Annotated in this window: 13 protein-coding genes; 8 read left to right on the top strand and 5 right to left on the bottom strand. The window is 53.3% G+C overall.

The genetic code is table 11. The annotated features are described in order from the left end of the window. Positions 1–105: 105 nt before the first annotated feature. The 8 genes from rseP to EL111_RS10030 all read left to right on the top strand — a co-directional run bounded on the left by rseP (position 106) and on the right by EL111_RS10030 (position 8,685). Complete coding sequence (gene rseP, locus EL111_RS10065; RefSeq protein WP_126325859.1) at positions 106–1,446, top strand: RIP metalloprotease RseP; 1,341 nt, start codon at positions 106–108, stop codon at positions 1,444–1,446. 4 nt (positions 1,447–1,450) lie between these two features. Then, positions 1,451–3,847: an outer membrane protein assembly factor BamA gene (gene bamA / locus EL111_RS10060; RefSeq protein WP_123796216.1), complete on the top strand. Its 2,397-nt coding sequence runs from the start codon at positions 1,451–1,453 to the stop codon at positions 3,845–3,847. 73 nt (positions 3,848–3,920) lie between these two features. After that, the gene (locus EL111_RS10055) at positions 3,921–4,433 is read left to right on the top strand and encodes an OmpH/Skp family outer membrane protein (RefSeq protein ID WP_162843005.1); all 513 of its coding nucleotides are present in this window, start codon (positions 3,921–3,923) and stop codon (positions 4,431–4,433) included. A gap of 129 nt (positions 4,434–4,562) precedes the next feature. Further along, positions 4,563–5,600 carry a UDP-3-O-(3-hydroxymyristoyl)glucosamine N-acyltransferase gene (gene lpxD, locus EL111_RS10050; RefSeq protein ID WP_123796214.1) on the top strand — a complete coding sequence of 346 codons (1,038 nt, stop codon included), beginning with the start codon at positions 4,563–4,565 and terminating at the stop codon, positions 5,598–5,600. A 99-nt stretch (positions 5,601–5,699) separates the two neighbouring features. Continuing rightward, on the top strand, positions 5,700–6,158 hold the full coding sequence (fabZ, locus tag EL111_RS10045) for a 3-hydroxyacyl-ACP dehydratase FabZ (protein WP_123796213.1): 459 nt from the start codon (positions 5,700–5,702) through the stop codon (positions 6,156–6,158). A 137-nt stretch (positions 6,159–6,295) separates the two neighbouring features. Next, on the top strand, positions 6,296–7,003 hold the full coding sequence (locus EL111_RS10040; RefSeq protein WP_197717757.1) for an Abi family protein: 708 nt from the start codon (positions 6,296–6,298) through the stop codon (positions 7,001–7,003). Positions 7,004–7,030: 27 nt separating this feature from the next. Beyond that, positions 7,031–7,807 carry an acyl-ACP--UDP-N-acetylglucosamine O-acyltransferase gene (lpxA, locus tag EL111_RS10035; protein WP_123796212.1) on the top strand — a complete coding sequence of 259 codons (777 nt, stop codon included), beginning with the start codon at positions 7,031–7,033 and terminating at the stop codon, positions 7,805–7,807. A gap of 104 nt (positions 7,808–7,911) precedes the next feature. Beyond that, positions 7,912–8,685, top strand: coding sequence for a ParA family protein (locus EL111_RS10030; RefSeq protein ID WP_123796211.1), 774 nt, complete (start codon positions 7,912–7,914; stop codon positions 8,683–8,685). A gap of 72 nt (positions 8,686–8,757) precedes the next feature. Here EL111_RS10030 and EL111_RS10605 read toward each other — a convergent pair whose 3' ends face one another. The 5 genes from EL111_RS10605 to rsmG form a co-directional block, all read right to left on the bottom strand. After that, positions 8,758–8,907: a hypothetical protein gene (locus EL111_RS10605; protein ID WP_162843004.1), complete on the bottom strand. Its 150-nt coding sequence runs from the start codon at positions 8,905–8,907 to the stop codon at positions 8,758–8,760. 611 nt (positions 8,908–9,518) lie between these two features. Beyond that, on the bottom strand, positions 9,519–10,109 hold the full coding sequence (rnhB, locus tag EL111_RS10020; protein WP_123796210.1) for a ribonuclease HII: 591 nt from the start codon (positions 10,107–10,109) through the stop codon (positions 9,519–9,521). Between the two features lie 45 nt (positions 10,110–10,154). Beyond that, positions 10,155–10,334 (bottom strand): hypothetical protein, encoded by a 180-nt coding sequence (locus tag EL111_RS10015; protein WP_126325858.1) that lies wholly within the window; start codon positions 10,332–10,334, stop codon positions 10,155–10,157. A 178-nt stretch (positions 10,335–10,512) separates the two neighbouring features. Further along, a complete protein-coding gene (gene lpxB, locus EL111_RS10010) occupies positions 10,513–11,664 on the bottom strand; it encodes a lipid-A-disaccharide synthase (RefSeq protein ID WP_123795161.1) in 1,152 nt (383 codons plus the stop codon). A 324-nt stretch (positions 11,665–11,988) separates the two neighbouring features. Continuing rightward, the gene (gene rsmG, locus EL111_RS10005; RefSeq protein ID WP_123795146.1) at positions 11,989–12,618 is read right to left on the bottom strand and encodes a 16S rRNA (guanine(527)-N(7))-methyltransferase RsmG; all 630 of its coding nucleotides are present in this window, start codon (positions 12,616–12,618) and stop codon (positions 11,989–11,991) included. Positions 12,619–12,679: the final 61 nt, after the last annotated feature.

Here is a 12,679-nt window from a genome sequence, read left to right as displayed (position 1 = left end):
ATTAGTCTTTCTACTTTAAAATGCCGCCGTTCAGCAGGATTTGCAGACGGCCTCAAACCATAAAGGCCGTCTGCAAACGGCTGCATATCATCTTTGGAGTGTGCTTTGACCACGTTTTTCGCCTTTATCGTTGCCATTCTGATTTTAGTCAGCCTGCACGAATTCGGCCATTACATCGTCGCACGTTGGTGCGGCGTAAAAGTCGTACGCTTTTCCGTCGGGTTCGGCAAACCCTTTTACACCAAAAAACGCGGCGATACCGAGTGGTGTCTGGCGCCGGTTCCGCTGGGCGGCTATGTGAAAATGGTGGATACGCGCGAAGGCAATGTGGCCGAAGAAGATCTGCCGTATGCCTTCGACAAACAACATCCGGCCAAACGCATAGCCATTGTCGCGGCCGGCCCGCTGACCAATCTGGCTTTGGCGGTATTGCTGTACGGCTTGAGTTTTTCGTTCGGCGTGACCGAAATCCGCCCGTATGTCGGTACGGTAACACCATCGAGCATTGCGGCCAAAGCAGGTTTTGAAGCAGGCGACCGCATTCAAAGCGTCAACGGCACAGCCGTGCGGGACTGGGGCGATGCCCAAACCGAAATCGTGCTGAATCTCGAAGCAGGCAAGGTAAATGTAGCGGTTCAGACCGAATCAGGCAGCGAGGCGGTGCGCGTGATTGATGCGGCCGGCACGCCGGAAGCAGGTAAAGTTGCGAAAAACCAAGCCAACATCGGCCTGCTGCCTTTTAAAATAACCACCCGATTAGGCTCTGTTTTGGAAGGCAGTCCGGCCGCCAAAGCAGGATTGCAGGCGGGAGACAGGCTGGTGGGCGCGGACGGCGAGCCGCTGGACGATTGGACGCAATGGACGCAACTGTTCCGCAGCAGCCCGGGCAAAAAAATCGAAATCGCTTATGAGCGCGACGGCACCATGCTGTCAACCGGCTTGCGGCCGGATACGCAGGAACTTGCAGACGGCACACTCATCGGCAGGGCGGGTGTTGCACCCGCTATGGACGAAGAGTGGGCAAAACAAGTCCGCCACGAATACCGCCCGACAGTCGGCGAAGCATTTGCGATGGGCTGGGACAGAATGACCGGCTACGCCATGATGACCGTGCGCTTTTTCGGCAAACTGATTACAGGCAATGCCTCGCTCAGCCACGTTTCCGGCCCGTTGACGATAGCCGATGCCGCCGGACAAACCGCCGCAATGGGTTTGCAGAGTTATTTGGAATTTCTGGCATTGGTCAGCATCAGCTTGGGCGTGCTGAACCTGCTGCCGATTCCGGTGTTGGACGGCGGACACTTGGTGTACTATACCGCCGAATGGATACGCGGAAAGCCGCTTAGCGAACGGGTGCAGGCAATCGGCTTGCGCTTCGGCCTTGCTGCCATGATGCTGCTGATGATGGTGGCTTTCTTTAATGATATTAACCGTTTGTTTGGATAATTTTATGAAATTGAAACAGCTTGCTTCTGCCTTGATGGTAATGGGACTGTCTCTGCCGGCATTGGCAGACTTTACCATTCAGGACATCCGTGTAGAAGGTTTGCAACGTACCGAACCGAGTACCGTGTTCAGCTATCTGCCGGTCAAAGTCGGCGACAACTTCAACGACAGCCGCAGTCAGGAAATCATCAAAAATCTGTATGCGACCGGTTTTTTTGACGATGTACGCGTTGAAACGCTGGGTAATCAAGTGTTGCTGACGGTGGTCGAACGTCCGACCGTCAGCTCCCTGAACATTACCGGCGGCAAAATCCTGCAAAACGATGCCATTAAGAAAAACCTTGAAGCATTCGGCTTGGCGCAATCACAGTATTTCAATCAGGCAACGCTGAATCAGGCTGTGGCCGGTTTGCGTGAAGAGTACATCAGCCGCGGCAAGCAATCGGTTGAGATTACGCCGACCGTAACCAAATTGGCGCGCAACCGTGTGGCAATCGACGTAGCCATCGAAGAAGGCCCTTCCACCAAAATCACCGACATTGAGTTTGACGGCAACCAACATTATTCCGACCGCCGTCTGAAAAAACAAATGACCTTGAGCGATGGCGGTATGTTTACTTGGCTGACGCGCAGCAACCAGTTTAACGAACAGAAGTTCGCGCAGGATATGCAGCGCATCAATGAGTTTTATCAAAACAACGGTTATTTCAATTTCCGGATTTTAGATACCGACGTACAAACCAACGAAGATAAAACCAAGCAAACCATTAAAGTGGCGGTGGACGAAGGCGACCGTTTCCGCTGGGGCAAAGTAACCATCGAAGGCGACACGCGCGAAGTACCGAAAGAAGATTTGTACAAACTGCTGAAAATGAAAGAAGGCAAGTGGTACGAGCGTTCGCAAATGCTGACCGCACTCGAGGCAGTACAGAACCGCATGGGTTCGGCAGGCTATGCCTTCAGCGAAATCAACGTGCAGCCCATGCCGAATCCCGAAACCAAAACAGTGGATTTCGCCCTGCACGTCGAGCCGGGCCGTAAAGTGTATGTAAACGAAATCAACATTACCGGCAACAACAAAACCCGTGACGAAGTGGTGCGCCGCGAATTGCGCCAAATGGAAGCCGCGCCTTATGATATTTCCAAGCTGCAACGCTCGAAAGAGCGCGTGGAGCTGTTGGGCTATTTCGACAACGTCCAATTTGATGCCAAACCGATTCCGGGTACGCCGGACCAAGTTAATTTAGACATGAGCTTGAGCGAACGCTCGACCGGTTCGATTGATTTGAGCGCAGGTTGGGTTCAAGATACCGGTATTGTCGTGGCCGCAGGTGTGGCGCAGGACAACCTGTTCGGTACGGGCAAATCCGTATCTGCCCGCGTATCCCGCAGTAAAACCACGCTGAACGGCTCGCTGTCGTTTACCGACCCGTATTTCACTCCGGACGGCGTGAGCTTGGGTTACGACATCTACGGCAGAAAATACGACCCGCGCAAAGCATCGTCCAGTTCGCGCCAATACAAAACCCAAACCATCGGCGCGGGCTTGCGTATGGGTGTGCCGATTACCGAATATGACCGCGTTAATTTCGGTTTGGCGGCAGAACACATGACCGTAAACACTTACGCGAGTGCGCCGAAACGCTACCGCGAATTTATGGAAGACCACACCGGCAGCCAATACGGCAAATGGTCGGGCATGCTGTACAAAGGTACCATCGGCTGGGGACGCAATAAAACCGACAGCGCATTGTGGCCGACACGCGGTTATATTGCCGGAGTAAACGGCGAAATCGCCTTGCCGGGCAGTGAATTGAAATATTATACCCTGACCCACAACCAAAGATGGTTCTTCCCGCTTTCCAAAAACTTCACGCTGATGTTGGGTGGCGAAGTTGGCTACGGTAACGGCTACGGCAGTACCAAAGAAATGCCGTTCTTTGAAAACTTCTACGGCGGCGGCTTAGGCTCGGTGCGCGGTTACGAAAGCGGTACGCTCGGTCCTAAAGTGTATGACGAAGAAGGCTCGCGCATCAGCTACGGCGGCAACAAGAAAGCCAACGTATCGGCAGAGCTGATGTTCCCGATGCCGGGTATCAAAGATTCGCGTTCCGTCCGTTTGAGCTTGTTTGCCGATGCCGGCAGCGTGTGGGACGGCAAAACATATGATAATAACTCGAGCGATACCTACCGTAACGATGGTCAAACCATACAAAATGTTTACGGCTTAGGAAAAACCCACAAATCAACCTTCAAGGAAGAGTTGCGCTATTCGGCCGGTGCAGCGGTAACATGGCTCTCGCCGGTAGGTCCGATGAAATTCAGCTACGCTTACCCGCTGAAGAAAAAACCGACCGACGAAATCCAACGCTTCCAATTCCAGTTGGGTACGACATTCTAATGTGCTATGCCGTCTGCAAATCGGGCTGAAAGGCTTGATTTGCAGACGGCAGATCAGCATGCAAGGAATCATTATGAAATACGTTTCCCCCTTTATCCACACTGCTGCCGCCGCCGTATTGGGCTTCGGCCTGACTGCTCAGGCAGCGGCAGACGGCGCCGTACAGAAAATCGGCTTCATCAATACCGAGCGTATCTATCTCGAATCCGATCAGGCGCGCGGTATCCAAGCGACTTTGGATAAAGAATTTGTCGACCGTCAAAAGGCGCTGCACAAGCTCCAACAGCAAGGCATGGATTTGGAACAGAAATTGAGCGGCGGCAAACTGCAAGGCAGCGCGCGTGAGCAGGCCGCCAAACAATGGAGCGAGTTGGCGCAACGCTTCCGCCGCGAGCAATCCGCATTTGCCGAAGATTACAATCTGCGCCGCAACGAAGAATTTGCCGCCCTCCAGCAAAATGCCAACCGTGTGATTGTCGATTTGGCAAAACGCGAAGGTTACGATGTGATTTTGCAAGACGTGATTTACGTCAACAGCAAATACGATATTACCGACAGCGTGATTAAAGCATTGAACGCACGCTGACTTTGCCTTACCGGCAGGCAGCAATCCCTCTGCCGATCAGGTAGAGACAGCATTTCTCGGTATGCCTGATTTGCAGACGGCATTTCATGTTGGAAAATCCCGCCGGCAATGCGCCCCGAAAGCAAAAACATGACCTCATACACTTTATCCCAAATTACCGCCGAGCTGGGCGGCGAATGGCGCGGCGAAGACATCACCGTAACCGCCGTCCAACCTTTGAGCCATGCTCAGGCGCAGCACATCAGTTTTTTGGCCAATCCGAAATACAAAGCCGACGTACACGGCAGCAGCGCCGGCGCGGTTATCGTTTCTGAAAAAGCAGCCGGCGAGTTTGCCGGACGCAATCTGATTGTGGCAGCCGATCCCTATCTCTATTTCGCCAAAGTTGCCCGTTTGTTTTCTCCGGTGGTCAAAGCAGCGGCAGGGATTCATCAAACTGCCGTTGTCGAGCCGTCTGCAACCGTCCCCGCAAGCTGCGAAATCGGCGCACACGCCTACATCGGCGCAAATACCATACTGGGCGAAGGCTGCCGCATTTTGGCAGGCGCGGTGGTTGAGCATGACTGCAAACTCGGTAACGAAGTTGTGCTGCACCCCAACGCCGTTGTCTATTACGGCTGCACACTCGGCAACCGCGTAGAAATCCACAGCGGCGCAGTCATCGGTGCAGACGGCTTCGGCTTGGCATTTGCCGGAGCGTCATGGTTTAAAATCCCGCAGACCGGCGGCGTAACGCTTGGAGACGATGTAGAAATCGGTTCAAACAGCAATATCGACCGCGGCGCAATGAGCGATACCGTTATCGGCACCGGTACGAAAATCGACAACCAAGTGCAAATCGGGCACAACTGCACCATCGGCGCACATACCGTTATTGCCGCCCAAGCCGGTATTTCCGGCAGCACGACCATCGGCAGCTACTGTATCATCGGCGGCGGTGTCGGCACGGTAGGCCATATCGAAATCGCCGACAAAACCAATATCGGCGGCGGAACGTGCATTACCCACAGCATCAAAGAGAGCGGGCAGCACATCGCCAGCCTCTACCCCATGCAGACCCATAAAGAATGGGCGAAAAATGCCGTACATATCCGCCATTTGAGCGAGATGAACAAACGCATCAAACAGTTGGAAAAACTGCTTACCGGTTCAAACGGCGCAGAGTAGGGAAACGGCACAACGATACCGCCGTATTCCCGTTGTCGCTTCACAGCATTTTCAGACGGCAAAAGCCGTCTGAAAAACCAAAAATAAAGGAACACCACCATGGAATTCAAATTACCGATTGAAGCCAAAGACATTCATCACCTGATTCCCCACCGCTTCCCGTTCATGCTGATTGACCGCATTACCGCGTTTGAATCCATGAAAAGCCTGACGGCAATTAAAAACGTCAGCATGAACGAGCCGCAGTTTCAAGGCCACTTTCCCGATTTGCCGATTATGCCCGGCGTGCTGATTATCGAAGGCATGGCGCAGGCTTGCGGCGCATTGGCCATTTTGAGCAACGGCGGCCGTGAAGAGAACGAATTTTTCTTCTTTGCCGGCATTGATGATGCCCGCTTCAAACGCCAAGTGATTCCCGGCGACCGGCTCACTTACGAAGTCGAACTGCTGACTTTCAAACGCGGTATCGGCAAGTTCCAAGCAGTTGCCAAAGTGGACGGACAAGTTGCCGTCGAAGCCGTGATTATGTGTGCCAAACGCATTGTTGCGCCTGAATAAAAAGCGCAAGGCCGTCTGCAAAATACAGACGGCCTTATAAAGGAAAACCCACCAGTTTGAGTTGCCTCAGGGACATAGTGGGGATTAGTGGATTCTATTATCCGATAAAAACTCCGGTACGTCAAATATCGAACAGTATGGATTATCAGAGTTGTTGCACTGTTTTTTCAGAACAGAGAATGCAAAGATACAAGCATGCAGTAGGAGAAGAATCAGCTCCCGATTTATATCGGCTAAATTTATTGCTCTCTCGGGAGTTGTTCAGCCTTGTTTCTGTTTTTGAGATTGCATTGCGAAATAAAATCGACAGATGCCTGGTAGTCGGGATGTCGGATAGCAACTGGCTGTATAACAGTATCCAACCAAAGACTGATCCGTCTTTGCCTTACCAAGGTTGTTTTCTACAAGGGAAAGCGGGTGACTCGGCAAAATTGATTAGAGATGTTTTGGCAAGCAAAGGCAATATCCCGCATGATAAATTGGTAGCAGAGTTGGGATTCGGGTTTTGGCGTTATTTGTTTGCCGGAGGTAAGGGCGGCCAATTTGAAGCAACAGGAAAAGTATTGCTGAAAGTGTTTCCGAATAAGCCTAAATCCACTCCAAGTCGGGCATACAACCAAAAATGGATATTTGATGAGCTGTCTAAAATCAACAGGTTTCGTAACCGATTGGCCCATCATGAACCTATTTGTTTTAAAGGAAATGCGAAAAGTACAGAGTATGCCCGGGAAATTTACCGTTCATTGGTCGGCTTGTTGGACTATATGAATATTGATACCGCTGCGCTATTCGAACAGTTTGGTGACAATGTTGTTGCCATTTGTGACCATATTGATCCCTTTTGATTGTTAGGAATCTTAAAAGGAAATACCATGACCCTGATTCACCCAACCGCCATCATCGATTCCAAAGCCGAGCTGCATGAAAGCGTGAAGGTCGGTGCGTACAGCATCATCGGCCCCGATGTCAAAATCGGTGCGGATACCGAAATTGGCCCGCACGTCATCATCAACGGCATCACCGAAATCGGCGAAGGCAACCGCATTTACCAGTTTGCCAGCATTGGCGAGGTCAACCAAGACCTCAAATACCGTGGCGAACCGACCCGAACCGTTATCGGCAGCCGCAACCAAATCCGCGAACACGTTACCATTCATCGGGGAACGGTGCAGGGCGGTGGCATTACCCGGGTGGGTGATGACAACCTGTTGATGATTAATGCACACGTTGCCCACGACTGCCGTGTCGGAAACCGCTGTATTTTGGCAAACAATGCTACGCTGGCCGGGCACGTCGAGCTGGACGATTTTGTCATTGTCGGCGGTATGTCGGCCATTCACCAATTCAGCATTGTCGGCGCGCATGCCATGATTGGCGGCTGTTCGGCCGTTGCACAAGACGTACCACCGTATGTGATGGCGCAGGGCAACCACGCCGGGCCGGTGGGCATCAATATCGAAGGCATGAAGCGGCGGGGTTTCGACAAGCCGTCTATCCAAGCGGTTTTAAACGCTTACAAACTGCTGTACCGCAAAGGATTGTCGTTTGAAGAAGCCAAGCAGGAAATCGCCAAATTGGAGGCGGAAGCTCCGGAAACGGCTTTGTTTGCCGATTTCTTCAAACGCTCGACCCGAGGCATTATCCGCTGATGTTCCAAGCCGTCCGAACACCGTTTTGCAGACGGCTTTTCTACCCATTTCAGACAAATAACGGTACAATTCCGTCCGGTTCCCAATTATTTTCCTAAGCAGATATGAGCGCACAAATCATCGCCGTGGCCAACCAAAAAGGCGGCGTCGGCAAAACCACTACTACCGTCAATCTTGCCGCTTCCCTTGCCCGGCGCGGACAGCGCGTGCTCGTTATCGATCTGGACCCGCAGGGCAACGCCACCACCGGCAGCGGCATAGACAAAGCGAGTTTGGAAGAGGGTGTGTACCAAGTCGTATTGGGCGATGCCGACATCAAAACCGCTGCCGTCCGCAGCGAATGCGGCGGTTACGACGTGTTGGGCGCAAACCGCGCATTGTCGGGCGCGGAAATCGAATTGGTGCAGGAAATCGCCCGCGAAATCCGTTTGAAAAATGCCTTGCAGGCAGTAGAAAACGATTACGATTTCGTACTGATTGACTGCCCGCCTTCGCTGACCCTGCTGACGCTCAACGGCTTGGTTGCCGCCAACGGCGTGATTGTGCCGATGTTGTGCGAATATTACGCCCTCGAAGGCATTTCCGATTTGATTGCCACCGTGCGCAAAATCCGCCAAGCCATCAACCCCAAACTCGACATCACCGGCATTGTGCGTACTCTGTACGACAGCCGCAGCCGCTTGGTGGTAGAAGTCAGCGAACAGCTCCGCAACCATTTCGGCGATTTGCTGTTTGAAACCACCATTCCGCGCAATATCCGCCTTGCCGAAGCCCCCAGTCACGGTATGCCCGCGCTGGCCTACGATCCGGCGGCAAAAGGCACAAAAGCCTATTTGAGCTTGGCCGACGAATTGTTGCAGCGGGTCGGTAAAGCCTGAAAATAGATTGATGATTGGACGCAGGCCGTCTGCAAAACAGGTATTACAGCCGTTTTGCAGACGGCCTTTTGTTCAAACTGCGTCAGTATGGCGTTCCGCTTTTGCTTTCAGGGCTTTGAGAAGTTTGTCGCCGTCCGGCAGGCGGATTAATGTGGCGATAAACGAGAGCTGCCGCCCTAAAACCGCTTTGATTTCTGCTGCGCCGACAGCGGTGTCGAGCAAGACAAAATCGGTCAGCTCGCGATAGTGTGTTTCGGCGGCGCCATGATTGGAATCGCTAAATATAGTCGAATAAAATAAGAATGAGACAAGGCAGCGAAGCCGCAGACAGTACACATAGTACGACAAGGCAAAGCAACGCTGTATCATTCTTATTTTATTCGACTATAAATCTTGCACCGGCGCGGATATTCACGGGCGGGTGTAACCCACGCTCCTGCAGCGGTTATCGTCATTGCACAAAAAATGCGGCGGCGTTTCCGCGCTTGATACCGCCTAAACCGAATATGGTTGTTTCATGTGGAATGATACGGAGTGGCGGCACCTTGCCGCGTTTGTGGTTTTGTTGCTTTGTTTCATGCTGTGTCAGGCCGCCGTTACTTCTTATTGGAGGCGTTTCGCATACGCGGTGTGAAGCGGAAAAATTCAAATAAAGGTGGATTGATGTTTGCTTGAACTCCGTGTGCGGTCGCCTGATTTGCCGAGTCAAAACGCCAAAGGCCGTCTGCAAAATACCGTGCAGGCAAATCTTGGGCTTGCGGCGGGTTTCAGCATATGCTCAACCGAATAACCGCTTGTCAAAGCATTTTGCAGACGGCCTGCGAGGTGCGGATTTATTCAAACAGCCTGCCTTGTGCCAACAGGTTTTTGACCGGTGCGAAATTCCGACGGTGTTCGGGCAGTACGCCGTATTGTTGCAGCGCGGCGAGGTGTTGGGCGGTGCCGTAGCCTTTGTGTTTTTCAAATCCGTATTGCGGATAACGCTCGGCCAGTGCGTACATTTCCGCATCGCGGGCGGTTTTGGCGAGAACGGAAGCGGCGGAAATTTCGATGATTTTGCTGTCGCCCTTCACTACTGCTTCGGCTGCCACACCCAAATCTTTCGGCACGCGGTTGCCGTCTATCCACACCTTGTGCGGCGCAACCGCCAATCCTTGCACAGCGCGGGTCATGGCCAGCATGGTGGCGTGCAGGATATTGAGTTCGGCGATTTCCTGCGGGTCGGCATGGGCGATATGCCATGCAAGGGCTTGTTCTTTAATCATGGCGGCCAGACGGTCGCGTTTTTTTTCGCTGAGTTTTTTAGAGTCGGTCAGGCCGGGCAAGTCGTAGTGTTCGGGCAGGATAACGGCGGCGGCAAAGACGCTGCCGACCAGTGGCCCGCGTCCGGCTTCATCAACGCCGGCAGTAAGGAACGGAGTCATAGCGGAATAAGGACGGAAAGTTGGTAAAACTGCAGACGGCCTTGTTTAAGATTGGTACAGGCCGTCTGCAAAATGATGTGTCGGTTGGGTGGTGCCGAATGATGGTTTTTGAACACGGAATGATACGGCGTTGCGGTGCTTTGCCCAAAGAGGGCTGAACCAAGCTGTCGGAGAAGACTGCCCGTTGCTCCGTATTATCCGTGCGGTTTTGCCGCTTGGTTTCATGCTGTGTGCCGAGCATATTGTTCGGGCGCAATGCCGACATCGTGATGCTGGTGTTGCGGTATCGGCGTGGCGGCTCAAGCGGCAATGTGCTGTCAAACAAAGTTCGGAGCGAATATTTAAAGCAGTTGGGGGTTTTTTGCTTGAAAACTCGGTTTGCTCGGGCGGTCGGCCGCTGTATTCAGACGGCTTTTGCTTCTTCCAATACCGCTTGTGCCGCCAAAGCGGCGGTGTCTTTTTTCAACAGCAGGTGTAGTTGGCGGAAATCTTGTTGGACGGCCGCGATTTTTTCGGGGTGGTCGTACCAGTCGGCAACGGCGGCTGCGAGTTTTTCAGGTACGGCATCGTGTTGCAGCAGTTCGGGTACGGCGGATTTTTCCAGCAGGATATTGGGCAGGCCGACGTGCTGAACATTGACTTTGCGTTTGACATAGGCGTAGGTCAGCGCGGAAATCTTATAGCTGATGACCATAGGACGTTTGCACAGTGCAACTTCGAGCGTGGCGGTGCCACTGGTTACCATGACGACATCGGCGGCGGTGCAGACGGTATCGGCTTGTTTGTGGACCAAGGTCAGCGGCAGTTTGGCAAATTCGGGGCGTGCCAAGATTTCGCCGATGCGTTGGCGCGTGGCTTCGGTGGCGGTGGGCAGGATAAATTGCGCGTCGGGGTAGCGTTTCAGCAGCAGTAAGGCCGTCTGCAAAAAGACGGGTGCCATGCTGTCGACTTCGCGGATTTGGCTGCCGGGCAGAATGGCAAACAGTGCGGACGGCGGGTTGATACCGAGTTTGGCGCGGGCGGCGGTTTTATCGTCTTCCAGCGGCATGGTTTGCGCCATAGGGTGTCCGACAAATTCTGCCTTGCCGCCTGCGTTGATGTACAACTGCGGCTCCATAGGAAAGAGACATAATACGCGGTTAACCTGATGGACGATGGTGTTTACGCGCTCCGGCCGCCACGCCCATACGGAAGGGCTGACGTAATGAATGGTCGGAATGCCGGCTTTTTTCAGCTTTTCCGCCACGCCGAGATTGAAATCGGGCGCATCGATGCCGACAAAGACATCGGGGCGTAGGGCGGTCAGGTCGCGGATAATGCCTTTGCGGATTTTGAGGATTTCGGGCAGGCGGCGCACAACTTCTACAAAGCCGCGCACGGCAAGTTTTTCTTGGTCGTACAGGCTGTGAAAACCTTCAGCTTTCATGCGCTCGCCGCCGATACCGACAAACTCGGCATCGGGGCGGCGTGTTTTGATGGCACGGATTAAGTGTGCGCCCAAGAGGTCGCCGGAGGCTTCGCCTACACAGATGGCAATGGTCAGGGGTCGGGTCATGGTCAGGAAAATGGGGTAATCGGTGGATTTGAACGGCGGCGCAAACGCTGTGGTACGGTTATTCAATACGGATACGGCGTTGCTGCGCCTTACTCAAAGCGGGGCTTGCCAAGCTGCCGGAGCAGCCGACAATCCGTACGGTTTGTATGGTTTGCAGCGTTGCGGTTTTGTTTTCATTCTGCGTTATCCGACGATACTGTTTTTACAGACGGCAGGGCGTATGCGGCGGTTGTTCGGAATGCCTGTAGGAGTGTGCCAACAGCGGCAATCGGACAACGGTTTCATGCGGTATGCCGTCTGCAAAATCGGAAAACGGCGGTACGGTTAAGGTTGTTTTTTCCGCAACAACACCATGTGCCGTTCGGCATCGAGTTGCGGTACGGATAATGCTTCCGTTTTTTCCACTTCGACAAAGTCGGGCAGGCGGAGGATTTCCTCTTCAGGATATACCCCTTTCATCGCCGCCCAGCGTCCGCCCTCGGCCAGCAGGTGCGCCGTCCAACCGACAAAATCGGCAAGCTCGGCAAAGGCGCGGCTGGTAATCAGCTCTGCCTGATAGTTCTGTAAGGCTTCCACCCTGCCGCTGATGACGCGTACGTTTTTCAAGCCCAGTTCGATAACGGCTTGCTGCAGAAACGAGGTTTTTTTGGTGTTGGCATCGAGCAGGGTGATGTGCACGTCGGGACGGCAGATGGCGGCAGGAATGCCGGGCTGCCCGCCGCCCGAGCCGACATCGAGCATGGTTCGCGCTTCGCCGATATAAGGCAGAAGGGTCAGGCTGTCGAGCAGGTGGTGGCTGATTATCAGCCGTTCGTCGCGCAGGGCGGTAAGATTGTAGGTTTTGTTCCACTTTTTCAGCAGTTCGACATAATCCAGCAGTTTGGATTGCTGCTCAGTGGTGATGTCCAAGCCCATTTCGGCAATGCCGGCTTGGAGTTTTTGGGTATGGTTCATGGGAAAAAGTTCCGTAAGCTCTTCAGCATTATGGTAGCGGAAAATCATGCTGTCTGAAACT

It is taken from the genome of Neisseria animalis, from assembly GCF_900636515.1.
Lineage (GTDB): Bacteria > Pseudomonadota > Gammaproteobacteria > Burkholderiales > Neisseriaceae > Neisseria > Neisseria animalis.
This window is presented reverse-complemented; position numbering and strand designations above follow the sequence as displayed.